General features: G+C 71.6%; 24 protein-coding genes and 1 pseudogene. 12 read left to right on the top strand and 13 right to left on the bottom strand.

What is annotated here, in order from left to right:
• Positions 1-57 precede the first annotated feature (57 nt).
• Complete coding sequence (locus tag B1L11_RS24060) at positions 58-624, bottom strand: TetR/AcrR family transcriptional regulator (protein ID WP_079316583.1); 567 nt, start codon at positions 622-624, stop codon at positions 58-60.
• Positions 625-763: 139 nt separating this feature from the next.
• Here B1L11_RS24060 and B1L11_RS24055 point away from each other — a divergent pair, with 139 nt between their 5' ends.
• Positions 764-1,687: an SDR family oxidoreductase gene (locus tag B1L11_RS24055; protein WP_079316582.1), complete on the top strand. Its 924-nt coding sequence runs from the start codon at positions 764-766 to the stop codon at positions 1,685-1,687.
• 27 nt (positions 1,688-1,714) lie between these two features.
• Here the strand turns inward: B1L11_RS24055 and B1L11_RS24050 are convergent, their stop codons facing one another.
• The 3 genes from B1L11_RS24050 to B1L11_RS24040 form a co-directional block, all read right to left on the bottom strand.
• Positions 1,715-2,362: a 4'-phosphopantetheinyl transferase gene (locus tag B1L11_RS24050; RefSeq protein ID WP_079316581.1), complete on the bottom strand. Its 648-nt coding sequence runs from the start codon at positions 2,360-2,362 to the stop codon at positions 1,715-1,717.
• 185 nt (positions 2,363-2,547) lie between these two features.
• Positions 2,548-3,573 (bottom strand): TerC family protein, encoded by a 1,026-nt coding sequence (locus B1L11_RS24045; RefSeq protein WP_079316580.1) that lies wholly within the window; start codon positions 3,571-3,573, stop codon positions 2,548-2,550.
• A gap of 166 nt (positions 3,574-3,739) precedes the next feature.
• A complete protein-coding gene (locus tag B1L11_RS24040) occupies positions 3,740-4,048 on the bottom strand; it encodes a winged helix-turn-helix domain-containing protein (RefSeq protein WP_079316579.1) in 309 nt (102 codons plus the stop codon).
• Positions 4,049-4,205: 157 nt separating this feature from the next.
• On the opposite strand from B1L11_RS24040, the gene B1L11_RS24035 reads away from it, so the two are divergent.
• Positions 4,206-5,378, top strand: a complete 1,173-nt coding sequence (locus B1L11_RS24035; RefSeq protein WP_256862832.1) for an aminotransferase class V-fold PLP-dependent enzyme — start codon at positions 4,206-4,208, stop codon at positions 5,376-5,378.
• A 45-nt stretch (positions 5,379-5,423) separates the two neighbouring features.
• Here the strand turns inward: B1L11_RS24035 and B1L11_RS24030 are convergent, their stop codons facing one another.
• Entirely contained in the window at positions 5,424-6,386 is a 963-nt protein-coding gene (locus tag B1L11_RS24030) for a glutathione S-transferase family protein (protein ID WP_079316577.1), read from the bottom strand.
• 172 nt (positions 6,387-6,558) lie between these two features.
• Positions 6,559-7,035 (bottom strand): SPW repeat protein, encoded by a 477-nt coding sequence (locus B1L11_RS24025; protein WP_079316576.1) that lies wholly within the window; start codon positions 7,033-7,035, stop codon positions 6,559-6,561.
• A 190-nt stretch (positions 7,036-7,225) separates the two neighbouring features.
• On the opposite strand from B1L11_RS24025, the gene B1L11_RS24020 reads away from it, so the two are divergent.
• Positions 7,226-7,420 carry a CsbD family protein gene (locus B1L11_RS24020; RefSeq protein WP_030506614.1) on the top strand — a complete coding sequence of 65 codons (195 nt, stop codon included), beginning with the start codon at positions 7,226-7,228 and terminating at the stop codon, positions 7,418-7,420.
• Positions 7,421-7,732: 312 nt separating this feature from the next.
• Here the strand turns inward: B1L11_RS24020 and B1L11_RS51745 are convergent, their stop codons facing one another.
• The 3 genes from B1L11_RS51745 to B1L11_RS24010 all read right to left on the bottom strand — a co-directional run bounded on the left by B1L11_RS51745 (position 7,733) and on the right by B1L11_RS24010 (position 10,165).
• Positions 7,733-7,858, bottom strand: a complete 126-nt coding sequence (locus tag B1L11_RS51745) for a hypothetical protein (protein ID WP_256862831.1) — start codon at positions 7,856-7,858, stop codon at positions 7,733-7,735.
• Between the two features lie 121 nt (positions 7,859-7,979).
• Positions 7,980-9,443, bottom strand: coding sequence for a S9 family peptidase (locus tag B1L11_RS24015; RefSeq protein ID WP_143737494.1), 1,464 nt, complete (start codon positions 9,441-9,443; stop codon positions 7,980-7,982).
• Complete coding sequence (locus B1L11_RS24010; RefSeq protein ID WP_179155295.1) at positions 9,440-10,165, bottom strand: hypothetical protein; 726 nt, start codon at positions 10,163-10,165, stop codon at positions 9,440-9,442. The genes B1L11_RS24015 and B1L11_RS24010 overlap by 4 nt, the downstream gene beginning before the upstream one ends.
• Before the next feature lie 3 nt (positions 10,166-10,168).
• On the opposite strand from B1L11_RS24010, the gene B1L11_RS47065 reads away from it, so the two are divergent.
• Positions 10,169-10,381, top strand: coding sequence for a hypothetical protein (locus B1L11_RS47065; protein ID WP_179155294.1), 213 nt, complete (start codon positions 10,169-10,171; stop codon positions 10,379-10,381).
• A gap of 480 nt (positions 10,382-10,861) precedes the next feature.
• On the opposite strand, the gene B1L11_RS24005 is transcribed toward B1L11_RS47065, so the two are convergent.
• The 4 genes from B1L11_RS24005 to B1L11_RS23990 are packed head-to-tail and all read right to left on the bottom strand — an operon-like array spanning position 10,862 to position 15,593.
• On the bottom strand, positions 10,862-12,067 hold the full coding sequence (locus B1L11_RS24005; protein WP_079316574.1) for a cytochrome P450: 1,206 nt from the start codon (positions 12,065-12,067) through the stop codon (positions 10,862-10,864).
• Positions 12,068-12,105: 38 nt separating this feature from the next.
• Entirely contained in the window at positions 12,106-13,833 is a 1,728-nt protein-coding gene (phnE, locus tag B1L11_RS24000; protein WP_079316573.1) for a phosphonate ABC transporter, permease protein PhnE, read from the bottom strand.
• Positions 13,826-14,608, bottom strand: coding sequence for a phosphonate ABC transporter ATP-binding protein (gene phnC / locus B1L11_RS23995; RefSeq protein ID WP_143737493.1), 783 nt, complete (start codon positions 14,606-14,608; stop codon positions 13,826-13,828). Before phnC ends, phnE begins: the two co-directional genes overlap by 8 nt.
• On the bottom strand, positions 14,601-15,593 hold the full coding sequence (locus B1L11_RS23990; RefSeq protein WP_079316571.1) for a phosphate/phosphite/phosphonate ABC transporter substrate-binding protein: 993 nt from the start codon (positions 15,591-15,593) through the stop codon (positions 14,601-14,603). Before B1L11_RS23990 ends, phnC begins: the two co-directional genes overlap by 8 nt.
• A 218-nt stretch (positions 15,594-15,811) precedes the next feature.
• Between B1L11_RS23990 and B1L11_RS23985 the strand changes: the two genes are divergently transcribed.
• The 8 genes and pseudogenes from B1L11_RS23985 (at position 15,812) to B1L11_RS55085 (ending at position 24,499) form a co-directional block, all read left to right on the top strand.
• Positions 15,812-17,194: an alpha/beta hydrolase gene (locus B1L11_RS23985; protein WP_143737492.1), complete on the top strand. Its 1,383-nt coding sequence runs from the start codon at positions 15,812-15,814 to the stop codon at positions 17,192-17,194.
• 175 nt (positions 17,195-17,369) lie between these two features.
• A complete protein-coding gene (locus B1L11_RS23980; protein ID WP_079316569.1) occupies positions 17,370-18,386 on the top strand; it encodes a PaaX family transcriptional regulator C-terminal domain-containing protein in 1,017 nt (338 codons plus the stop codon).
• 93 nt (positions 18,387-18,479) lie between these two features.
• Positions 18,480-19,403 carry a PaaX family transcriptional regulator C-terminal domain-containing protein gene (locus B1L11_RS23975; RefSeq protein ID WP_256862830.1) on the top strand — a complete coding sequence of 308 codons (924 nt, stop codon included), beginning with the start codon at positions 18,480-18,482 and terminating at the stop codon, positions 19,401-19,403.
• A gap of 152 nt (positions 19,404-19,555) precedes the next feature.
• Positions 19,556-20,449 carry a transporter substrate-binding domain-containing protein gene (locus tag B1L11_RS23970; RefSeq protein WP_179155293.1) on the top strand — a complete coding sequence of 298 codons (894 nt, stop codon included), beginning with the start codon at positions 19,556-19,558 and terminating at the stop codon, positions 20,447-20,449.
• A complete protein-coding gene (locus B1L11_RS23965) occupies positions 20,446-21,306 on the top strand; it encodes an amino acid ABC transporter permease (RefSeq protein WP_079316567.1) in 861 nt (286 codons plus the stop codon). The genes B1L11_RS23970 and B1L11_RS23965 overlap by 4 nt, the downstream gene beginning before the upstream one ends.
• Entirely contained in the window at positions 21,303-22,124 is an 822-nt protein-coding gene (locus B1L11_RS23960) for an amino acid ABC transporter ATP-binding protein (protein ID WP_079316566.1), read from the top strand. The genes B1L11_RS23965 and B1L11_RS23960 overlap by 4 nt, the downstream gene beginning before the upstream one ends.
• The gene (locus B1L11_RS23955; protein ID WP_256862829.1) at positions 22,121-23,257 is read left to right on the top strand and encodes a CapA family protein; all 1,137 of its coding nucleotides are present in this window, start codon (positions 22,121-22,123) and stop codon (positions 23,255-23,257) included. Before B1L11_RS23960 ends, B1L11_RS23955 begins: the two co-directional genes overlap by 4 nt.
• Positions 23,250-24,499, top strand: a pseudogene (locus B1L11_RS55085) (CaiB/BaiF CoA transferase family protein). Before B1L11_RS23955 ends, B1L11_RS55085 begins: the two are co-directional and overlap by 8 nt.
• Position 24,500 lies beyond the last annotated feature (1 nt).

Genomic DNA, 24,500 nt, shown 5'->3' with positions numbered 1-24,500 from the left:
GCCCCTCGACGGACAGGCTGCTCGCCAAGCCGGGCGGCAGCGTGATGGCGGTGGTGGTCACCTGCCCGCGGTCACGGCTTTCAGCTCGTCGAACGCCTCGCGAACGAGCCGGCTCAGGTCCGGCTCGCCGGTCCCGCTGATCCAGCGCTCGAACGCTATCTTGAACACGGCGATCCCCGCCTCGGCGGCCAGGCTCGCGGCCGGGTCAGGGACGCCGCGCCGCCCCAGGGCGTCGGCGAGCGCCGCGGACAACGACGCGAGCTTGATCAGCTCGCGTTCCCGGAGTTCCGCGTTGGCGGCGATGACGGCCTGCCGCCGCCGGGCGCTCTCGTGACGCTCATCGAACAGGACGCCGACGCTCTCGACGGCTCCGGCGATCACGTCGATCGGCGCCGCGGAGTCCGGCGCGGCGTCGACGGCGTTCACGAGGTGATCCCGCAGCGAGCCAGAGCCCCAGAACAGCACCTCGCGCTTGTCGGCGAAGTGCCGGAAGAACGTGCGCTCCGTCAGCCCCGCCCGCTTGGCGATCTCCGCCACCGTGGTCTGCTCGTATCCGCGCTCGACGTAGAGCTCGAGCGCCGCCTGCGCGAGACGGCCGCGCGCGTTCGGCTCCCATCGACCCATGCCCTGGATCCTACCCTGATGACAGCAGCTGACATCAGTGCTACGCTGACGACAGTCACTGACATCGTCATCCGCTCGGGGTGCACGGGAGTACGGGTGTGCACCGGTGCGGATGGCAATCGACCACTTGGAGCACGTCATGCGCGTATTCGTCACCGGCGCGTCCGGCTGGATCGGCTCCGCCGTCGTCCCCGAACTCATTGGCGCGGGGCACGAGGTCGTCGGCCTGGCGCGGTCCGACGCCTCGGCCGCCGCACTCACCAGGGCCGGGGCGCAGGTGTGCCGCGGCACCATCGACGATCTCGACACCCTGCGGAGCGCGGCCGCGGCGTCGGACGGCGTGATCCACCTCGCGTTCAAGCACGACATCGCCTTCACCGGCGACTTCCAGGGCGCCGCAGACGCGGATCGCCGCGCCGTCGAGACGTTCGGCGAGGCCCTTGCGGGTTCCGATCGGCCGTTCGTCCTCGCCTCCGGGCTCCTCGGGCTCATGCCCGGGCGGGTGGCGACCGAGCGGGACGGGCGTGGTCCCGGCTCCGACGCGGGACACGACGGCCCGCGGGCCCGGCAGGCCACCGCGCTGAGGACGCTCGGCCTCGCCTCCCAGGGCGTCCGCTCGTCGGTGCTGCGCCTGCCCCCCACGGTGTACGGCGAGGGAGACCACGGCTTCATGGCGGCCCTGGTCGGCATCGCCCGCGACAGGGGCGTCTCCGGTTACGTCGGCGACGGGTCCAACCGCTGGCCCGGGGTGCACCGGCTCGACGCCGCGCACCTGTTCCGCCTCGCACTGGAGGAGGCCCCGGCGGGATCCGTGCTGCACGCGGTCACCGACGAAGGTGTGCCGATCCGCGCCGTCGCCGAGGTGATCGGCCGCCACCTCGACCTGCCGGTGGTCTCGATTCCCCACGAGGAGGCGGGTGAGCACTTCTCCTGGCTGGGCGGCATGATCGGGACCGACGCCCCGGCGTCCAGTGCGCTGACCCGTGAACTGCTGGGATGGCAGCCGGTGCAGCCGGGGCTGATCGACGACCTCGACAAGGGCCACTATTTCCGTGCCGGGTGACCCGGCCGCTGCGCCGGTGCGGGATCGTCAGGGCCGGGGGAGGGCGATGGAGGTCGCGATGTGCCCGTCGCTCACCACCCACCGGCCCCGCAGGGCGCGCGTTCCCATGGCCGGGTCGGCGACCAGGAGCCGTGCTCGGAACGTGCCGGAGGGCTCGATGTCCACGACCGCCTCGGAGAAGTCGAGCCAGCGGCCGGTCAGCGGGAACCACACCTTGTAGACCGACTCCTTGGCGCTGAACAGGATCCTGTCCCAGCAGACCTCGCCGTCCGCGTCGCCCAGCGCCCGGAGGGCGGCGATCTCCCCGGGTGAGGCGATCGTGACAAGGACCTCCTCCGAGAGGGGTTCGTGCGGTTCCGCGTCGATGCCGACCGCGCGGGCGACGTCCGTGGAGGCGACGGCCGCCGCGCGATAACCCGAGCAGTGCGTGATGCTGCCGACCGTGCCGGCGGGCCAGACGGGCGCGCCTCGCTCGCCGCGCGGGATCGGCACCGGCGTCACGCCGATCCGGGCCAGCGCGAGCCGGGCGCAGTGGCGTCCGGTGACGAACTCGCGCCGCCGCCGGTCGACGGCCCGGGCGATCAGTGGCCTCTCCTCCGGGAACAGCGTCTCCTCCGGAACGTCGCCGAACTTCTCGGCCGACGCCACCCACGGAGGCAGGATCTCGCTGATCATGCGGCGGTGCACCGTCCCCCCATGCTGCCCCCCGAAGCGCTGTCGCGGAAAAGCGGTGGGAGTCACCTTCGCCGCGGCGGAGTGTTCTCCCAGGAGGGCACCGAGGTTATCGCAGACAATGGCTTACTTTCCGCCGGCCTGCCCGGCCACGGGCGGTCCACTGCCGCTTCCCGATCGACGCTCGATCACGGCAGGCGACCTGCGGGGCCATCCGTGGACCGGAACCGGTCTGGCGTCGAGCCGGCCGCGTCGGCCGCCTCCTCCCGGAGGGCTGCCGCGCGCTCCTCGCGGCGGTTCCTGTACTGGCTCGCGCCCACGGAGATCACGAGGCAGGCGCAGATGACCGTGAGCGACGCCCATACGGGGATCTTGTACACGTCCGCCAGGAGCATCTTCGCGCCGACGAACACGAGGATCGCCGCCAGGCCGTACCGCAGATAGCCGAACCGGTGCATGGCCCCGGCCAGCAGGAAGTACATCGCCCGCAGCCCCAGGATCGCGAACGCGTTGGAGGTGAAGACGAGGAACGGCTCGGAGGTCACGGCGAAGATCGCCGGGATCGAGTCGACGGCGAAGACGATGTCGCTGGTCTCCACCGCGACCAGGACGGCCAGCAGCGGCGTCGCTGCCCACCGGCCGCCGGGCCGCCCGTCCGCGTCCTGCCGTACGAGGAACCGCTGGCCCTGGTAGGAGTCGGTGACGGGGATGAGCCGGCGCATCGCGCGCAGCACCGGATTGCGGTCGGGGTGCACCTCGATCGCCGAATGCCTGGCCATCTTCACGCCCGTGTAGAGCAGGAAGGCGCCGAAGACGTACAGGATCCAGTGGAAGTGGTCGAGCAGGACGGCGCCCGCGCCGATGAACATCGCACGGAAGACCAGCGCGCCGAGCACGCCGAAGAACAGCACGCGATGCTGCAGTTCGCGGGGGACGGCGAAGAACGAGAACAGCAGCGCGATCACGAAGACGTTGTCGACGGCCAGGGACTTCTCGATGAGATAACCGGCCAGGTACTGTCCGCCCGCGTCCGGCCCCCAGACCAGCCAGACCACGACCCCGAAACCGAGGCCCAGCGCGATCCACACTCCCGACCAGGCCAGCGCTTCGCGGACGCCCACCACGTGGGCGCGGCGATGGGCGAACAGGTCCACGGCGAGCATGGCGAGGATGACCGCCAGAACCGCGGCCCAGACCCACAGGGGCACAGACATCGTCAACCTCCTCACCGCCGCATGGGCGGGCTCGGCAGGCCGACGGTCTCCCCGTGCCACCGCAAGCGGTGACCCTCGCGCCGGGACGCCCTACGACGGCGGCCGTGATGACGACGCTGAGGAAGCCGGGTACTCCCCCTCGAACTGTGTTCAAGTATTCACGAAATCAGCTTCGTGCGTCAACCGGGGCCCCGAACAGTTCGAGCAGCTCGCCGATGTGCCGGTGCCGCTCGATCGGGTGGCGGAACGGGGCCAGCGGGTTGATCGTGTAGTGGTTGCGCCGTCCCACGCGCTCACGGCGCAGGTAGCCGGCCGCCTCCAGGTCGGAGACGATCGCCTGGGCCGCCCGCTCGGTGATGCCGACCGACTCGGCGACGTCCCGCAGCCGCGCGTCGGGATCGCGGGACAGCGCGAGCAGGACGTGCGCGTGGTTGGTGAGAAACGTCCAGCCGCCCGCGGGGGAGGAGGTGCTCATACCTCATTATGCGATGCTGGATTCACGAAACCCAGATCGGCCACCCGCGGCACCGCCACGGCGAAAACCGCCCGGGCCGCCGAGGAATACGTGCACGCGCAGAAGTGTGCCGCAAACCGGGCAGAATGGGGCTTTCGGGATCTTCGGGAGGCTTCACGTGACCATCGACGTCGGACGGGTACGGGCGGACACACCGGGATGTGAGCACGTCGTCCACCTCAACAACGCCGGTTCGTCCCTGCCGCCCCGTCAGGTGACCGAGGCCGTGGTCGACCATCTACGTCTGGAGGAGCGCGTCGGCGGCTACGAGGCGGCCGCGGCCGCCCTCGACCGGTCCGAGCGGACCTACGACGCGCTGGCCGAGCTCGTCGGCGCGGACCGCGATGAGATCGCCCTCGTGGAGAACGCCACCCGCGCCTGGGACATGGCCTTCTACTCCCTGCCGTGGAAGCCGGGCGACCGCATCCTCACCTCGCGCGCCGAGTACGCCAGCAACGCGATCGCCTTCCTGCAGATCGCCAGACGGCACGAGGTGCGGGTCGAGGTGGTGCCCGACGACGAGACCGGTGCCCTGTCCGTCGAGGCGCTGCGGGACATGATCGACGAGCGGGTCAAACTGATCGCCGTCACCCATGTGCCGACCCAGGGCGGCCTGGTCAACCCGGCGGCCGAGATCGGCGCCGTGGCGCGGGAGGCCGGGGTGACGTTCCTGCTGGACGCCTGCCAGTCGGTCGGGCAGTTGCGGGTAGACGTCCGTGAGATCGGCTGTGACCTGCTGTCGGCGACCGGCCGCAAGTTCCTGCGCGGGCCGCGCGGCACCGGGTTCCTGTACTGCTCGCGGCGCATCCTCGACCGCCTGGAGCCGCCGTTCCTCGACCTGCACGCCGCCACCTGGACCTCCGCCGGCTCCTACGAGGTGCGCGGCGACGCCCGGCGGTTCGAGAACTGGGAGGGCTACGTGGCGGGCAAGATCGGTCTCGGCGTGGCCGCCGACTACGCGCTGAGCCTCGGGCTCGACGCCATCGAGGAGCGGGTGACCGGCCTCGCCGAGACACTGCGCGGGCGGCTGGCCGCGCTCCCCGGAGTGACCGTGCACGACCGGGGCGCGCGGCGGTGCGGCATCGTGACGTTCACCGTGGACGGGCACGACAGCCGGGACGTGGCCGCCCGGCTGTCGGCCTCGAAGGTCAACGTCTCGGTGTCCGCCGCGTCCTCCGCCCGGTGGGACTTCGAAGCCCGCGCCCTGCCCTCCCTCGTGCGGTCCTCGGTGCACTACTACAACACCGAGGAGGACCTGGACCGGCTGTGCGAGGCGCTGCCCTCCAGGTGAGCTAGGGAGTGTCCCGTGATACGGCAAAAGATCACGGGACACTCCCTAGAGGCTCCAGTCGATGACCGGCCCCGCGGGCACGATGCGCAGCGGGTTGATCTTCGGGTGGGTGCCGTAGTAATGCCGCTTGATGTGGTCGAAGTTCGTCGTGCCGCCGAAGGCCGGGTTCGCGTACAGGTCCCGGGCGTAGCGCCAGAGGTTGGGGTAGTCGGCCAGGCGGCGGAGGTTCGCCTTGAAGTGGGTCACGTACACCGTGTCGAACCGGGCCAGTGTGACCCACAGGCGGACGTCGGCCTCGGTGAGCCGGTCGCCGAACAGGTAGCGGCGGCTGGCCAGGCGCTCCTCGAGCTCGTCGAGCGCCGTGAACAATGTCTTCACGGCCGCGTCGTACGCCTCCTGGCTCTCGGCGAAGCCGCACTTGTACACGCCGTTGTTGACGTCGGCGTACACGCGCTCGTTGAGCGCGTCGATGTCTTCCCGCAGGTCCTCCGGGTAGAGGTCGATTCCCGGCCTGGCCCACCGTGCGAACGCCTGGCCGAGGTCGAGGCTGATGTCGGGGAAGTTGTTGCTGACGATCCGGCGGGTGCGCCGGTCCCACAGCACGGGCACCGACACGTGGCCGTCGTAGCCGGGCTCGGTCGCCTCGTACGCCTCCCGGAGCAGGGTGAAGCCGTTGAGGTCGTCGGGGCCATGGCCGGGGCCCTCGCGAAACGCCCACCCGCGCCCGTCGCGGACGGGATCGACGACGGACATCGACACGACGTCCTCCAGGCCGAGGAGCGCCCGCACGATCACCGAGCGGTGGGCCCACGGGCAGGCCAGTGACACGTACAGGTGATACCGGCCGGGCTCGGCGGGATATCCGCCGCTCCCGTCGGCGGTCACGCGGTCGCGGAAGCCGTACAGGGGCCGCTCGAACGACCCGTCCGGCCGGGTGGCCGCCTTGATGGTGTAGTCGCCGTAGGCCGCGAAGTCCACCGGACTCGCCACGGGGGCCGTTGTCGTCACGCCGCCACCGTCCTCTCGTCTCCGACGAGACGAGAGTAACGGGAGCCGGTGACATGACGGCCACGGCGTCGGCGGCGCCGACACGGCATCCCGGGGACGGCGGTGCCGCGCCTGCGCGCCGCGCGTGACCGGTGCGGGGCGGGGGCGCCGCCCGCCGTCGGCCGGGGTCCGGTCAGTGGGCCGGGCCCATGTGCGCCGATCCCGTCGTGCGGAAGCCGCCGGGCTGCCCGCGCTCCATCATGCCGAACCGCATGGTCGCCAGGCCGAAGAGCAGGATGAGCGCGCCCACGACCACGTTGCTGATGATCGTCGCGGTGGTCGCCATGCCCCCGCGGATCACCCAGGGGGCGATGATGGTCCAGATACCGAGCAGCGGGGCGACCCAGGAGATTCCGTAGGTGCGCCCGAACGCCGAGCTGTACCCCATCGCCAGGAGCGCCACGGCGAGGCCCGTGATCAGATTGTTCACGGCAAGCGGAGTTCGCGTGCCGCTGAATCCGACGATCCACGGCGAGAGCGCTAGATACAGGCCGCTCAGGAGCGTGAGCCCGTCGGCGAGTTGCGCGGCGGGATTCGCCGCGGCGGCCTCGTAGCGAGCGCGCATCTGCATGATGTCGGGATGCGTCCCGATGTCGGCACCGTGTGTCATACGTCACACCACCCTTCAGAGGTGTGTGCTGAAGTTCTTATTCCTAGCGTACGCCCGATTCGTCACTTTTTCCCGTTTTGGTGGGATTGTGTTTGCGGGGTGTGAGCGGCGACACGCCGGGCGGCGTTTAGCCCCTTCACCAGGGGAAAGAGGGAGTTCGTCAGCTTCTGGAACCGAGAGGAGCGCCCGGATGAGCACGGAGGACAAGTTCCGCAACAAGTCGGAAGAGGTCGCCGGCAAGGCCAAGGAAGGGCTCGGCAAGGTCACCGACGACGAGAGCCTGGAGGCCGAGGGCCGGGCCGACCAGTCCAAGAGCCACATGAAGCAGGCCGGCGAGAAGGTCAAGGACGCCGCGGGCAAGGTGAAGGACGCCTTCAAGGACTGATCCGCGCGGGGACGACGATCCCGCGGGAGGCGGCAGGCCGCGACGGGCCCGGACGGACGGGCCGGTGGCCGTCGCCAGGGGACGAGGGGCCGCCGAGCCGGGCACGACTTCCCGGCGCTCCCGTCCCCCTGACGGTGTGGAGAGTGGCCGGCTCCCCGGGGAGCCGGCTTCCGCGTTCACACTGGGCCATTCATCAAGGCCGTTCATCGAACCGTTCACCTGGCGTCATCACCTGGCGAGACGGTCGTCTCGGGGAGAGCCGGTGCTTCCGGGCCGGCGTTACCGGCCCGCGACGACGAAGACGCTCGCCGGTCAGGCCGCGTGCGGCAGCCGGACGCGGAAGGTCGACGTCACAAGAGCCTGAACGAGACGCACGAGCAGCGCCTCCAGGACCATGATGGCCGCCCGGGAGAGTACGGCGGCGAGGAACTCAGACACTTCACACCTCAATGGGACAAATCGGCTTCTATGGAAGAGTGACGCATCAACCTCCCAAAACGGCGTAGTTAAGGTTACCGTTCGGTGAACGATCGGTGACCGTTGCGGATACACGTCCTGATCATGCGTCCCCGACCGCGTCCCCCACCCGAGACCCGGCCCGGCACGCCGTCCCGGGCACCGGCCCGTGTGGGTCAGCCGGGATAGGGGCGGTTGAACCGGGGGCGGGGTGAAGGAGACGATACCGGGGGGCGGGGTCGGCCGCCGGCGCCGCCGCACGGGCGTTCATGGCCGGGGCGGACGTCGCGGGCCAGTGACCGCTCCGCAGTCGGTCGAGCATCGTCGCCAGCGCCGCTTCCTGCTCCGCCGGTGAGAAGTCGCAGTGCCCGACGGTTTCGGTGTACGTCTGGCGCAGCAGGGAGTTCGCTCCCGCCCGGCGCACCTTCTCCCCGTACGACTGTTGCTGGGCGACGGTGGAGATCTGGTCACCGGTGCCCGACACGGTCAGCACGGGGATCCGCAGGTTGCCGTCCAGGACGATGCCGCGAGAGAACCGCTTGACGGCGTCCGGGTCCGCCGCGATGCGGGGCGCGTCCGCCAGGTTCTTCAAGTCGGCCCCGAGTTCCAGGCCTGCGGCCTCGTACAGTTCGCCGACGGCACGCCGGAGGGCGGGATCGGCCAGGCGCAGCTGCTTCGTGTAGTCCACGCCGGTGTTCCAGGACGGGTTTCCGCCGACCACCGCCATGATCTGGCGCCGGCTGCTCATGGCCTGCCCGACGTAGGGGAGGGGCCCGCCGGCGAGCGCGAGGTAGGCGCCCTGCTCCAGCGCGTTCGCGTCCCCGCTGTCCGGAGGCGGCGGCGTGGACCCGTCGGGGTTCCGGCCCCAGGCCGGAAGCTGGCCGATCGCGGCGGCAAGCGCGATCCGGGCCCGCCCCTCCGGGGTCTGCTGCGCCGCGGCCAGGGTGTCGATCCATGCCTTCCTGGCCGACTCGACGTCCTCCGGGATGTCGACGACCGGCAGCCCCGGTGCGACCAGGCGCTCGAGCACGAAGAGCGTGTCGAGCTTCTGGTTCCACTGGCCGACGGACCCGCCGAGGCCGCCGCACATCGGGACGGCGGCGTCGAAGGCCTCAGGATGGACCTGGGCGACGCCGGCGGCGACGAAACCGCCCATCGAGGTGCCGGAGGCGATCGCCTGGCGTGCCCGGCCGTAGGCGGCCTCGAAGCGGGCCAGCGCTTCGGCCTGGTTGTCGATGGCGGACCGGATGTCCCAGCCGGTGACCGCCCGGCTCGTCCCGCCGCGGGCCACGCCGTCGGCCAGCAATCGCGCGGTCAGGGGCTCGTTCCGGCCCGAGCCGGCGAAGTCGAGGGCGACCACCACGGTGCCGTTCCAGTCGGCCGGGACGACGAACTCGTACGGTGTGCCGTCGTCGAGGGTGCCGCTGATACAGGTGGGGTGGGCAGGGGAGTCCGTCAGGCAGGGTGTGCCGCCGGGAGGCCTGGCGGACGCCGCGGCCCCGGGTCCGCTTGCGACGACGGTCGCCAGCGCGACGGCCAGGCACGCGGTCGCTTTGCGGCGGATCACAGCGACAGCCCCTTCGACTCGACCTTCCACCCGTTCTCGCCGCACAGTCCGCAGTCGGGGCCGATGAAGCGCGCCCCCGCGGCCCGGTCGCCGCGCAGGACGTAGTCGAACCAGTCCGCGGCGACCTGCCAGCCCTTGGTGGCCTCGAGCCCCGCGATCAGGCCGGTGTGGCCGGCCGCCGTGTCGCTCACCAGGGCGGCGGGGACGTCGAGCAGGGCGTAGTTGTCGATGCTGTTCTGGTAGGCGACGTCGTCAGGGCCGCCGTTGACCAGCAGCGTCGGCGTGTGCAGATCGGCGAGACGGTCACGCCCGTAGCCGCCGAAGGCCGGGTCGGGGAAGTACCCGGTGTTGAACCCGGCAACCGCGTCGATCATGGGGTCGGTCCCGGCGGCGAGGGCCTCGACGCCGCCGCAGCTGTGGCCGAGCACGCCGACCCGCGTCGTGTCCACCCGGCCGTCGAACTGCTTGCGGGCCTGCTTCGACTCGGTGGCCCAGTGGGCGGCCGCGAGGAGCGCCTCCGGGTGCGCGATCGTGTTCTCGGGTGTGTTGGGGACGGCGAACTCGTCCACCGCGCCGTTGGCCACGACGATGTATCCCTGGGAGGCCAGGCCGGTGAGGAACGTGATCCCTTCCAGGTTGCTCGTCGCGCAGGCGCCGTTGCCGTAGACGATCACGGGCAGGCTGCCCTTGCGCAGTGCCTTGAGATCGGCCGGGCGGTACACGGTGTGTCCGGGCAACCCCTCGGCGGCTTCACGGACCGTGGGCAGCACGCCGGCGTCGAGGCGCCGGCCGAGGGGGTCTTCGGCGGTGGCGGATTCTGGGCGGACGACGCCGCGGCGGCACCGGAGCCGGCGAGGACGACGGCCCCCACGGTCGCCGCCAGCAGGGTCCGCGCGGTCATGGAGCGGGCAGGCATGTCGCGTTTCCTCCACGGTTGATGGACGGGCAGGGGGTGTTGGCTCGGGGCCCGATGAGGTCCGCGAATGGCCGGCGGGGCGCCTGGCAGCTGTTGTGAGGCACATTGCCGTCGCCAACGGAGACGATCGTTCAGCTTTCTGTCACCAATGTCAATATCCGTTTGCCGCCTCGGCGGCGTGCGGAGCGCTCGGGACGCACATCGGGGCGCCGTGGCGCGGGCGAAGCCCGGTGAACGCCCGAGCATGCCTGTGGAGATAGGGCGACCGGCCGCGATCCGGTCAGGTCGCGAGATGTTCGAGCCGCCCGCCGTGCTGGGTTGACGCGCCTCGCCTGCGGTGTGACGAGCGACATCCACGCGGCGCTGGTATCCATAAATGTCATATGCAACGCGGGGCGCGCCCCTTCGACGCCGGGGCCGAGGGGCGGGCACCTGAAGGCGGCGACCGGCGTCCGGCAGCTCCGGAGGCGCGGGGTCAGCGGCAGGGGTCCAGCGGCGGAGATCAGCGGCGGGGGACGAGGCGCAGCGGTGCCGACCTGGGCCCGAACTCCAGCCAGTTGAACATCTCCACCTCGCCGTCCGGTTCGACGCGGGTGGTGCCGGCGAGCAGTTCGCCCAGCGCGGCCCTCATCTCCAGCCTGGCCATCGCCGCGCCAGGGCAGCGGTGCGCGCCCCGGCCGAACGCGAGGTGCCGGTTGGGCCGTCGCTCCAGGTCGAGCAGGTCGGCGTCGTCGAACACCGTCTCGTCCCTGTTCGCCGAGGGGAAGATCATCGCGATCGCCTCACCGGCCCGCACCGTGCGGCCGCCGAGATCGACGTCCCGGGTGGCGGTGCGGGCGAACACCCGGTAGGGGGCGTACAGGCGCAGCAGCTCTTCGACCGTCGCCGGCAGCAGCCCGGGGTCGGCGCGCAGCCTGTCCTGGAGGTCGGGGTCGCGGGACAGGTGGACCGCGGCGCTGCCCAGCACGGCGTGCGGAGCCCCGATGCCGGCCACGATGGTCTGCCGGACGGTGGCCACGACCAGGTCGTGCGGGATCGGCCGCTGCGGGTCGCCGGACGCCCGCAGCAGGCTGGTCACGAGGTCCTCGTCCGGGTCGCGGGGGGCGGCCCGGCGGTCCTCGACGATGGCCCGGGCGATCGCGTACAGCTCCTCACTGGCCGCCATGACCCGGGCCCGGTCCATCTCCTGGATGGCGAAGCTGTACTCGACGCCGATCCGGCGGATCTCCAGCACCTGGTCGACCGGCAGGCCGAGGAAGAGCGCGAAGCACTGCGCCGCGTACGGCAGCGCGAACTCCTGGGAGTAGTCGCCGCCGCCGCGGGCCAGCAGCGGTCCCAGCAGCTCGCGCGCCGCCTCCGCGAAGGCCGGTTCGAGACGCCGCACCACGCTGCGGCGCAGCACCCGGTCCATCGGAGCGCGGTAGATTCCGTGCTCGGGCGGATCGAAGTGCAGCGGCGGCCGGCGCTGGGCGCGCGGCACGTGCGGGACGACGTTCTGCACCGCGGTGCTGAACGTCTCGCTGTCCCGGGCCACCCGCACCACGTCCGAGTAACGGGTGGCGGCCCAGAAGCCGCCGAACGCGTCGCTCCACGGCACCGGGCAGCGTCGCCGCAGCTCGGCGTAGACCTCGTGGGAGCTGTCGAACGTCTCCGGCGCGGTGGGGTCCCAGTCGGAGGCGCGCCCGGGGCCGCCGGCGGTGGTGGTCATGGTGGAATCCCTTCCCTTCCCGTCATGAGCCCGCCCGCTCACAGCAGGTGCCTGCGTGCGACCCGGGCGAGCGTCTCGATGGCGTACACGACGACGGCGATCGCGATGACGATCGCGGCGGTGGTGTCGTAGCGGAGCGTGGCGATCGACTCCTGCATCAGGTAGCCGACGCCGCCCGCGCCGGCGATGCCGAGCACGACCGACTCGCGCAGCGCCAGGTCGGCCACGAACAAACTGTGGCCGGTGAACGACGGCACGAACTGGGGCCAGATCCCGGCGGCGAACGCCTGCCACCTGCGGGCGCCGACCGAGGTCAGCGCCTCGTGCGGCAGCGGGTCGAGCTGCTCCAGGGAGTCGGCGAAGAACTTGGCCGCCAGCGCGGTGGAGGAGATCCACAACGCCAGGAAACCGGCGAACGGGCCGAGCCCCAGCGCGGCCACGAACAGCAGCGCGTACACCAGGTCGGGGATGCCCCTGACCACCACCAGCAGCACCCGGACCACCGCGGACAGCGGCCGCCAGGGGGTGGTGCCGGCGGCGGTGAGCAGGGCCAGCACCAGCCCGCAGGCGGCGCCTGCCGAGGCGGCGCCCAGCGCCATGAGCAGGCTCTCCAGCACCGCCATGAGCAGGTCGCCGGAGAACGCGGGCGGCCACATGCCGGCGAGTACGCCTCGTAGGTTCGGCCAGGCGCCGGACAGCCGGCCCGGGTCGGGGATCAGGGACCACAGCGACACCAGGAAGACCACTCCGGTGGCGACCGCGCCGGCCACCCGCAGCACCCGGCCGCGGTCCCAGCCGACGTCGTGCGGGGCGCGCCCGGCGGGCAGCGCCGCCGTACCCGCCGTGTCCCCGCCGGACCGGCCGGCCCTGGTGCTTCGGCGGACCGTGCTTCGGCGGACCGTGCTTCGGCGGACCGTGCTTCGGCGGCCCGTGCTTTGCTGGACCGTGTGGCGGCGGACCGCCACCGACAGCAGTTCCAGCAGCAGCACCAGGACGACGATCACGCAGATGATGCCCGCCGCCCGGTGGTAGTTGAGGCTGCCCAGCGCGGTCTGCAGCGCCACGCCGATGCCGCCGGCACCGACGACGCCGAGCACGGCCGACGCCCGGATGTTGATGTCGAGGCGGTAGAGCACGATGCCGGTCAGCGCCGGGAACACGCGGGGCAGCACGGTGGAGACGGCCACCTGCACCTCGCCGGCCCCGCACGCGCGGGCCGCCTCGGCGGGGACGGGGTCGGCCTCCTCGACGGCGTCGGCCAGCAGCTTCGCGATCATGCCCACAGAGTGCACGGCGACGGCGAGCGCACCGGCGGGCGGGCCCAGGCCGAAGATCCGCACGAACAGGATCGCGAAGGCCAGCGTCGGCACGGCCCGGGTCAGCACGACGACCACCTGGGCGGCAGGCCGCAGCCAGCGGGGTCCGCGGTGGGTGCGCGCGGCGACGAAGGCCAGCGGCACCGAGGCCAGCGCCGCCAGGCCGGTGCCCGCCACCGCGATGAGCAGCGTCTCGGCGATCATCCCCGCGACGTCGCCGGCGTCGGGCAGGTCCGGCGGCCACATCCGGCGCAGCAGTCTCGCGGTGTCGTCCAACCCGGCGGCCAGCGAGGCGGGGGACAGGCCGATCCACCAGAACGTCAGCCAGGTGACGGCCACGGCCGCGACGAGCAGCCCCGCCGCGATGAGGGCGCGGGCGCTCCACGGCGGCCGCAGCGGGCCTGGGTCCGCTGCGGGCGGGGAGTGCGTGGCGGGGCAGGTGCTAACCATCGCGGACGCCCGCCGTGTCGTAGATCGCCCGCAGCCGCTCGGCGGTGAGGGCGGACGACGGCTCGTCCAGCACCAGCCGGCCGCCGCGCAGCGCCACGATCCGTTCGGCGGTGGCGAGCGCGAGCTCGATCTGATGCAGGCTGCACACCACGGAGATGCCGTCCTCGGTGCTGATCCGTTTGAGGGTCTCGAGCACCAGCACGCTCGCCGCCGGGTCCAGCGAGGCGACCGGCTCGTCGGCGAGGATCAGCTCGGGGCTCTGCAGCAGGGTCCGGGCCACGGCGACCCGCTGCTGCTGCCCGCCGGAGAGCGTGTCGCAGCGCTGGAACCGCCGGTCCGCCAGCCCGACCCGGTCCAGCTGCTCCACGGCGCGGACCCGCAGCGCGCGGGGATAGCTCATGACCCCGTATCTCGGCAGCCGCAGGGTGGCCAGCGACCCCATCAGCACGTTCTCCAGCGCGGACAGCCGTCCGACGAGACCGAACTGCTGGAAGACGAACCCGACCCTGGCGCGCAGGGCGCGCAGCCGGCTCCGGGAGCAGGCGGCCGGGTTCTCGCCCAGGGTGCGCACGGTGCCGCTGTCCGGCAGGTGCATGCCGTTGACCAGCCGCAGCAGCGTGGACTTGCCGGCCCCGGAGGGGCCGACCAACGCGACGAACTGCCCCTGCGGAACGTCCAGTGAGACGCCGTCGAGCACGGTGGTGCCGTGGAAGCCCTTGCCGACCTCCGACAGCCGCAGCACGGGGTCGCCGATCACGGCGGGTTCCTCAGCCACCGGACGTGCAGACCTCGGCCTTGGTGATCTCGCAGATGCGCGCGATCGGCTGGTAGGTGGCGTCGGTGGCCTTGACGAACGTCCAGGCGGTGGAGGCGCCGAGGGTGCAGGCCGCGGCGCCGGCGTATTGGCCCCAATTCTTCGGGCCCTTGATCTCGCTGCCCTTGCAGAGCCCGGCGGAGGCGGCGCCGGTGGCGGTCAGCCCGGTCACCGTCTTGACGATCTTGTCGCGGACCTCCTGCGGAAGCCACGTGCCGACCACGATCGGTGGCCCGGGGATGAGCGGCGAGGTCCACACCTTGGTGACCTGCCCTGGCTTGAGCAAGCCGCGGGCGGGCAGCAACTGGTCGATGAACACGTCGCCCACGAAGGCGATGTCGCAGTCTCCGGCCAGCAGCGAGGCGACCGCCGTGTCGTGCCCGTGGGTGAACACCTTCTTGACGTCCTTGTCCACGTCGACGCCGGCTTCCCGCAGCGAGGCGAGAGGCTGCAGGTAGCCGGTGGTGGAGCCGGGGTCGGTGAAGCAGACGTCCTTGCCGGCGACGTCCTTGAGCGAGGCGATGCTCTTGTCGTCGCCGCGGGTCACCCCATAGGCGTAGGCGCCGGGGTCGCCGCCGGGGGCGGCCAGCGGGACGGCGACGGGCTCGACGTCGGCCCGGCTACGGGCCAGGTAGTAGCTGAAGGCCCCGTAGACGGCGACGTCCACCCGCTTGGCGACCTGCGCCTCCACGACGGCGGCGTTGCTGGTGACGGCCTGGAACCGCACCGGGACGCCGAGGTCCTTCTGCAGTGCGGAGACGATCGGGGCGAACGACGCCTCGAGGTTGTCGCTCTGCTCCGACGGGATCGCGGCGAAGACCAGCTCGTCGGGCCGGCCACCGTCGGCGGATGCGCTCCGGGTGCTACCGGGACCGGCACCACAGGCGGACAGGAGTGCGATCGCGGCACCCGCCGCGACGACGCCCGGAGCTGACTTTCGGAACATCGAGGCTCCTCACATGCAGGTGGTCGGGCCAAAGTAAGCAGGCCCGAGAGCATTGTCAACATTTCTGTGACGACCGTAAGATTTCTGCCGAACATGATTAGCGGCGGAATTTAGACGACCGTACAACGAACTGTTGCGCATCTCGGTGTCGCAGCAGCTTCCCACTCATGGAGGCGGACATCAATCCCCGTTCAGTGATCAATCGGGCGACCCGTGCCGTGACTGCGCTCACGGCCACGGCTCTCGCACTCGCCCTCCCGCCGGCCGTCGGCCTGCCGCACGCCTCGGCGGCGTCCGGCCAGGCTGGTCCCATCAGCGTCACGGGCGTCCACCCGAGCGGCGCCACCTACGCGATCGAGGTCCCGCGGAACTGGAACGGCACCGTGCTGACGTTCAGCCCGGGCTATGGCCAGGGCGCCGGCCCGCAGCACCTGCCGGCCGACCTCGGCGGCAACGCCGCCGCGCAGAGCTGGCTGCTGGCCCACGGGTACGCCCTGACCGGCACCCGGCCCTACGGGAGCGGCTGGGCCGTCGAGGAGACCCTGCGGGACTCCGCCGACACGCTCGCCGTGTTCGCCGAGGTCGCCGGGAAGCCCACGACCACCCTGGCCTGGGGCGGCTCGATGGGTGGCGCCATCGCGGCCGGCCTGGCCGAACGTCGCCCCGACCTGATCGACGGCGCGCTGCCGTACTGCGCCTCGGTGGCCGGGCCGGTGGCGATGCTCAACCAGTCGCTCGACGCGGCATTCGCGTTCAAGACGCTGCTCGCCCCCGGCGACGACGCGGTGAAACTCGTCCGGCCGGCCTCGGCCGACGAGGAGACGCGGAGCGTCGCGGCCGCCCGCGCCGTCCTGGACGCCGCCCAGCAGACTCCGGCCGGCCGGGCCCGCATCGCCCTGGCCGCGTCCTTCGCCCAGGTCTCGACCTGGTCGGTGACCGGCACCGCCGAACCCGCGGCGCGCGACTGGGCGGCGCAGGAGGCCCAGGAGTACGCGGCCTTCATGGCGACGGTCTTCTCTCCCCGCTACCCACTCGAACAGCGGGCAGGCGGGAACTTCTCCTGGAACACCGGCGTGGACTACCGCCGGGAACTGCGGGAGTCCGGGCGCATGACGCAGGTGCGCGCCCTCTACGGCAGCGCGGGACTGGACCTCGACGCCGACCTCGCGGCCCTGGCGGCGGCGCCGCGCGTCTCCGCCGACCCTGGCGCCGTCACCTACATGGAGGACTACTTCACCCCGCGCGGCGCGCTCGGCGTCCCGGTCCTCACGATGCACGAGCGCGGCGACAACTACCCCACCGTCACCCAGGCCCGCGCCTACTCCGACGTGGTGCGGCGCGCCGGGAACCAGGCGATGCTGCGCCAGGCGTTCGTCGACCGGCCCGGCCACTGCCGCTATACCGGAGCCGAGTTCGTCGCCGCGGTGCAGACGCTGCGGAACCGGGTCACCACCGGCCGCTGGACGGACGTGGACGCTCATCAGCTCGGCAAGCTGGCCGCACGCCTGGCCGCCGAGGACCCGGACCTGGGCGCCGCGCAGTTCGTCCACTACACCCCCGACCGCTTCCTGCGCCCCCACGTCCCCGGAGGTGAAGAATGAGGAGACCTCCCGCGCGATCGTCGTCCCGGCACCGCCGGACCGCGACCGGGATCGCCGGGAGGAGTCCGGACGCGGAGCCGGGTGACGTAGGATTCGGGCAGCTCGAGCCCGGTAAACGCGCCCGTGTTCGGGAGGTGGCCGGCTGGGGCACCTACACCGGCTGAGGAGTCTGACCATGGAGGGACGCCGGGTGACCGCGTCGCCGGAACCCGGCTCCCTGCCCAGGGCGCGGCAAGGGGCCGAACCGCAGCGGCTGCTGACCACGCTGCTGGGCGATTACTGGTTCTGGCGGCAGGAGCACATCCCGTCGGCGGCGCTGGTCCGGCTGCTGGAGGAGTTCGGCATCACCGCGACCAGCGCCCGCGCCGCCCTGCGGAGGGTCGCCGCACGAGGGCTGCTGGTCAGCTCCCGCGACGGCCGCACCACCGCGTACGGACTGCCGCCCCGGGCGTCCGACGTGATCGTGGCGCACATGCGCCGGCTGCTGACGTTCGGCGCCACCACACCGCGCTGGGACGGGCAGTGGACGGTTGTCACGTTCTCGGTGCCCGAGGACCAGCGGGACACCCGACGCGCGCTGCGCGACGGGCTGCGCCTGCTGCACTTCGGCATGGTCTTCGACGCGGTGTGGGTGTCCCCGCACGACAAGACGGACGACGTCGTCGAACTCGTGCGAAGGCTGGGCGTGCGCGGGGCGGTCGTGTTCCGGGCCCGCAAGGTCGCAGACGACGACCTGGACCCGGTGCTGGACCACGCTTTCGACACGGCCGTGCTGCGCGAGCGCTACCTGCGCTTCATCGATGCCCACCGGCCGGTGGCAGAGCGGCTGGCGCAGTCCGCCCCGCGCCCCGCGGAAGCGCTGCGGCTGCGGACCGCGATCATGACCGACTGGCGGGTGTTCCCCACGCTCGACCCCGACCTTCCCGCCGAGCTGCTGCCCGCCGGCTGGCCGCGCGACGAGGCCAGGCGGCTGTGCGTGCAGATCTACGACTCGCTCGGGGAGCCGGCGGAGCGGCGCTTCCGTGAGATCCTCGCCGAGTTCGACCCGGAGCTGGCCGGGCTGGCCGCCCATCACACCTTCGCGCAGGTGTCCGCCCTGGAGCCGCCCGCGACTCGCCGTCACACGAGCTTCGACGAGACGACCGACCGCGACCGGCTGGACCTCATCGCCCGCGGCGACCTGGACGGCTGATGCGGTGGCCACGGCACGTTGACGCGAGGTCGCGCAAAAGCATGACGTTCTGATAACGAGCGCACGCTCAAGCGTTGTCAATATACTCCTGATGTGAATGATCGAGAGAGGTCTGAGGCGGAGGACGTCGATTTTCCGCGCTTCCAGGTGGGCGCACCCCCGCAGCACCTGATCACGACGCTTCTGGGGGACTACTGGATCAGCCGGCCCGAGCAGCTGCCGTCGGCGGCTCTGGTGCGGCTGACCGAGGAGTTCGGTGTCTCCGCCGTGGCGGCCCGGGCCGCGCTCAGTCGCCTGACGAAGCGGGATCTGCTGGAGTCGTCCAAGATCGGGCGGCGCACGTACTATCGCCTGACGGATCGGGCCGCCGCGGTGATGCTGGAGGGGCGGCAGCGGATCATGTCCTTCGGCCTGGAACAGGGCGCGTGGGACGGACGATGGGTGATGGCGGCGTTCTCCATCTCCGAGGAACAGCGCGACCTGCGCCACGCGCTGCGCGCCAGGCTGCGCTGGCTCGGCTTCGCCCCGCTCTACGACGGGCTGTGGGTCTCGCCGACCGCGAACGCCGACAGCGCGGCGGCCGTGCTCACCGAGCTGGAGATCCCCATGTCGACGATCTTCCGCGCCGAGGCCCTGGACCTCGCGGGCATGCGCGCCCCGCAGGAAGCGTGGGACTTCGATCAGCTCCGGCGCACCTATGAGGGCTTCGTGGCCCAGTACTCGCCTCTTCTGGAACGCGTCCGCAGGGGCGTGGTCGGCGCGTCCGAGGCGCTGGTCGCGCGTACGGGGATCATGGACACCTGGCGGACGTTCCCCAACCACGACCCCGACCTGCCGAAGGAGCTGTTGCCGGCCGATTGGCCGCGCGCCGCGGCCAGAGACCTCTTCGTGGAGGTCTACGACACCCTCGGGCCGCTCGCCGAGTTCCGCGTCAAGCAGATCGTCGCGGAGTTCGAGCCCGGGCTGGCCGAGCTGGTCGCCCACCACCGGACCAGTTCCATCCTCGCGCTCGCCTGATCGCTCTCGACGGCGGGGCGGTGTTTCGGCTCGCCCCGCTCGTCTCCGCCTCTGCACAGCCACCCCTTGACAGGTGTGCGTCTCTAGGTGTGACACTTATCCCCACGACCGCAAAGATAACTGCAGCATTAGCTGGTCGCGGAAGGATCACCATGAGAATCCCCAGGACCATCCTCGCGGGTGCGGCGGCTTTGGCCCTCGCCGGCGTCGCAGCCTGCGGCGGAGGCGACGGCGAGACGCAGCGGCCGGCCGGTGCGACGGCTCTGTACGACGCCCTGCCCGACAGCATCAAGGAAGCGGGCGTCATCCGATTTGCCGGGGATTCCCACCCGCCCTATCGGATCGTCGCCAACGACGGCAAGACCGTCACGGGCATCGACAAGGAGTTGCAGGACGCCCTCGGCAAGGTGCTGGGGGTCCGCACCGAGATCTCGATCGTCAGCGGCCTGCCAGCGGCGCTGTCCGGCATGCTCGCCTCCAGGTACGACGCCTTCAACGGTCCGGTCAAGGACAGCGCCGATCGTGAGAAGCAGTTCGACGCGCTCGTGTGGATGGTCACCCGGACCTCCTACCTGATCCCCAAGGGCGGGTCCTCGGCCATCAGCAGCTCGGGTGACCTGTGCGGCAAGCGCGTCGCCGGCACCGCCGGCAGCATCGTGGAGGACCAGGCCAAGCGCCTGACCGAATGGTGCGCCAAGCAGGGGAAGCCGGGGCTCGACTTCATCGGCTTCGCCGACACCAACGGCACCATCCTCGCCGCCAAGTCCGGCCGGGCCGACGCGGCAGGCATGACCGAGAGCGCCGCGCTCGACGTGCTCTCCAAGGAGAAGGACGCCTTCACGTACGTCACGCAGACCGAGGAGCAGGGCGCCGGCGTCGACCAGCTGGCGATGCTCGTGCCCAAGTCCAGCGGGCTCGGCCCAGTCATGCTCGACGCGTTCAAGGAGATCTTCAAGAACGGCGAGTACAAGAAGATCATGGACAAGTACGGGCTCCAGAAGGTGGCGGTCCAGGAGCCCAAGATGAACACCGCGGCGACGCAATGAGCGTGGCACCACAGGTCGTGGCGCCACAGGCCGTGGACGTCGCCGCCGCCCGTCCGCGCATCCGCCCCCTGCGCTGGGTGGCCGGAGTCGCGCTGCTCGTGCTCGTCGCGCAGTTCGCCTGGTTCCTCGTCACCAACCCGCGGTTCGAGTGGCCGGTGGTCGGCACGTACCTGTTCGACCCGAACGTCCTGCGCGGCCTGGGCATGACGCTGCTGCTCACCGTCATCGTGATGCTGCTGGGCAGCGTGCTCGGGGTGCTTCTCGCGGCGGGCAGGCTGAGCGGCTTCCGGCCGGTGGCCTGGGCCTGCGGCGTCTACGTCACGGTCTTCCGCAGCATCCCGCCCCTGGTCCAGCTGATCTTCTGGTTCAACCTCGGTTACCTCCTGCCGCGGATCCCGCTGGGCGTGCCGTTCGGCCCGACGTTCGTCTCGTGGCCGACCAACTCCGTGATCAGCTCGCTGACCGCGGCCGTCATCGGGCTCACCCTGCACGAGGCCGCGTACATGGCCGAGATCGTCAGGGCCGGCATCCTGGCCGTGGACGGCGGCCAGCGTGACGCGGCCCGCGCGATGGGGTTCACGGCGAGGCAGAGCTTCGTCAAGGTCGTGCTCCCGCAGGCGATGCGGGTGATCGTCCCGCCCGCCGGCAGCGAGTTCATCAGCCTGCTCAAGGGCACCTCCCTGGTCAGCGTGATCGCGATGGCCGACCTGCTGTACTCGGTGCAGGTGATCTACAACAGGACCTACGAGATCGTGCCGCTGCTGATCGTGGCCTGCGCCTGGTATCTGGTGGTGGTCATCAGCCTGTCCCTCGGCCAGCGGCGCCTGGAGCGGCACTTCGGAAAGGGGCAGCGGTGAGCGACACGCCGGTCCTGCGCGTCCGCGACGTGCGCAAGCGGTTCGGCGACCATGTGGCGCTCGACGGGGTGAGCCTGGACGTGCACGAGGGCGAGGTCGTCACCGTGATCGGCCCGTCCGGTTCGGGCAAGTCCACCCTGGTCCGCTGCGTCCATCAGTTGGAGAGCATCGACGGCGGCGCCATGCACCTCGACGGGGAACTGCTCGGCTACGAGTTCCACAGGGGGCACCTGCGCCCCCTGCCGGACCGGCGCGTGGCCGCCCAGCGCGGCCGCATGGGCATGGTCTTCCAGCAGTTCAACCTGTTCCCGCACTGGAGCGTGCTGCGCAACGTCATCGAGGCGCAGGTGCTGGTGCACGGCCGGAGGCCGGAGGAGGCGCGCGAGGAGGCGCTGCGGCTGCTGGAGCGTGTGGGGCTCGCCGGCAAGGCGGACGCCCATCCCCGGATGCTCTCCGGCGGACAGCAGCAGCGCGTCGCCATCGCCCGGGCCCTGGCCACCAACCCACGGATCATGCTGTTCGACGAGCCCACCAGTGCTCTGGACCCCGAGTTGGTGGACGAGGTGCTGAGCGTCGTGCTCGACCTGGCCCGCGGCGGCATGACCATGATCATCGTGACGCACGAGATGAGCTTCGCCCGCGAGGTGGCCGATCGGTGCGTCTTCATGGAGAACGGCCGGGTGGTCGAGACCGGCGCTCCCGAAAAGATCTTCGACAACCCCGCCTCGCCCCGCCTGCGCGCCTTCCTGTCGCGCTACTCCGGGCGCGCGGCGCGAACCCCCGACGAACGCGTGCTGGAGGAGGAGTCCACCTCTTGAGCTTCACGGTAATGGCCGTCGGCGACCTCGTCGTCGACGAGCCCGACCCCGCGTCCTTCTTCGCCCCGGCCCGGGGGACGCTGGGCCGGGGCGATGTGGTGATCGGCCACATCGAGGTGCCCCACAGCACGTCCACCGCCCAGGTCAGCACCGACGTTCCCGCCCCGCCCGCCGATCCCGCCGCGCTCTCCGCGGTCGCCGATGCGGGCTTCCATGTGGTGACGCTCGCGGGCAACCACGTCTACGACGTCGGCGACCAGGGGGTGGCCGACACGATCGAGCACGCGACCGGGGCCGGGCTGGCCACCGCGGGCGCCGGCATGACCCTCGACGAGGCCCGCCGTCCCGCCGTGGTGGAGCGCGACGGGCTGCGGATCGGCGTGCTCAGCTACAACTGCGTCGGTCCGCGCGAGTCCTGGGCGACCAGCCGCAAGCCGGGCTGTGCGTACATCAAGGTGCTGACCCATTACGAACTCGACCACGCCAGCCCCGGCGGGCCGCCCGCCGTCTACACCTTCGCCGACCCCGCCTCTCTGGAGCGGATGGCCGAGGACGTGGCGGCCCTGGCCGCCGAGGCCGACGTCGTGCTGGTGTCGCTGCACAAGGGCGTCGGGCACACCCCCGCCGTCCTGGCGATGTACGAGCGGCCCGTCGCCCATGCCGCCGTCGACGCCGGCGCCCACGCCGTGTTCGCCCACCACGCCCACATCATGCGAGGCGTCGAGATGTACCGCGGCAGGCCGATCTATCACGGGCTGGGCAACTTCGTGACCGTCACCCACGCGTTGACGCCCACCTCGGGCGACGCGGGCGAACGGGCCGAATGGGCCCGCCGCAGGGTCGAGCTGTACGGCTTCGCCCCCGACCCGGACATGCCGTACTACCCCTTCCATCCCGAGAGCCGGAACACCGCGATAGCGGTCTGCCGGTTCGACCGGGACGGCCTGGGCTCGGCCGGCCTGGTCTCGGCCGGAATCGTGCCCTGCTGGATCGACGACGCGGGCCGTCCTGTGCCGCTCGGCGACGACGAGGAGGGGCGGCGGGTCGTGTCGTACATCGAGCGCATCACGCGTCAGGCGGGCCTGAAGACGGAGTTCCACTGGGAGGGAGACGAGGTGGTGCTGCGTGGCTGACCGTCCGCTCGCCGGCCGCACGGTGATCGATCTGACCACCGCACTGTCCGGACCGTACGCGACCCTGCTGCTGGCCGGGCTCGGCGCCCGGGTGATCAAGGTGGAGAATCCGCTGACCGGCGGCGACAGCTCCCGCAACAACGCCCCCTATATCGGTGCCGACGGGCTGACGCTGGCCCGCCGCGGGGACGACGACATGTCCGTGTCGATGCTCCTGCGGGGCCGCAACAAGCAGAGCGTCACGCTCAATCTCAAGCACCCCAAGGCCCGCGACATCCTGGCCGGCCTGGTCCGGGTGGCGGACATCATGATCGACAATTACAGCGCCGGCGTCATGACGCGGCTCGGCATCGGCCACGACTGGGCGAGCGCGGTCAACCCGCGCATCGTGTGCACGTCGATCAGCGGTTTCGGCGCGCAGGGCGGTCCCGGCTCGGGCAAGGCGATGGACACCATCATCCAGGCGCTCAGCGGCGTGATGATGACCGCGGGCGCGCCCGGCGAGCCGCCTGTCCGCTTCGGGCTGCCGGTGGGCGACCTGGTCGCGCCGCTCTACGCGGTGATCGGCACGCTCGCCGCGGTCCTGCGGGCGGACGCGACGGCCAGGGCCAGCACGTGGACGTGTCCATGCTGGGCGCGCTGACCTCGCTGGTCGCGTGCGAGCCGTTCGACGCCTACGAGAAGCTGGGCCTGCCCATGCGCACGGGGACGACCGTGCCCAGACTGGCGCCGTTCGGCACGTTCCCCGCCGCGGACGGCTGGTTCGCGCTGTGCGGCCCCACCGACGCCTTCGCCCGCGGCCTGTTCGCGGCGATGGGACGCGACGACCTCGCCGTGGACCCGCGGTTCGCCACCCGGGACGCGCGCGTGGCCAACGCCGGCGAGCTGCACGAGCTGGTGGCCTCGTGGGCGGGGGACCGCCCGCTCGCCGTGATCCTCGACCTGCTCACCCGGCACGGCGTGCCCGCCGCCGAGGTGCGTGAGCCCGGCGACGCCGTACGCGACCCGCTCGTGCTGGAGCGCGAGGAGGTCGTGCCCCTGGAGCATCCGCGCCACCGTCCGGGCCAGGGTCGCCGCGGTGACCTGTACGGGACCGGCGTGCCGATCCGCTTCTCCGCCTCGGAGGCAGGGCTCGACCGGCCGGCGCCCGGCCTCGGCGAGCACAACGCCGAGGTCTACGGCGGACTGCTCGGCTACTCCGACGACGAGCTCAAGGCACTGGCCGAGGAGGGGGTGATCTGAC

It is taken from the genome of Microbispora sp. GKU 823 (assembly GCF_002027145.1).
Classification (GTDB): Bacteria; Actinomycetota; Actinomycetes; order Streptosporangiales; family Streptosporangiaceae; genus Microbispora; species Microbispora siamensis.
This window is presented reverse-complemented; position numbering and strand designations above follow the sequence as displayed.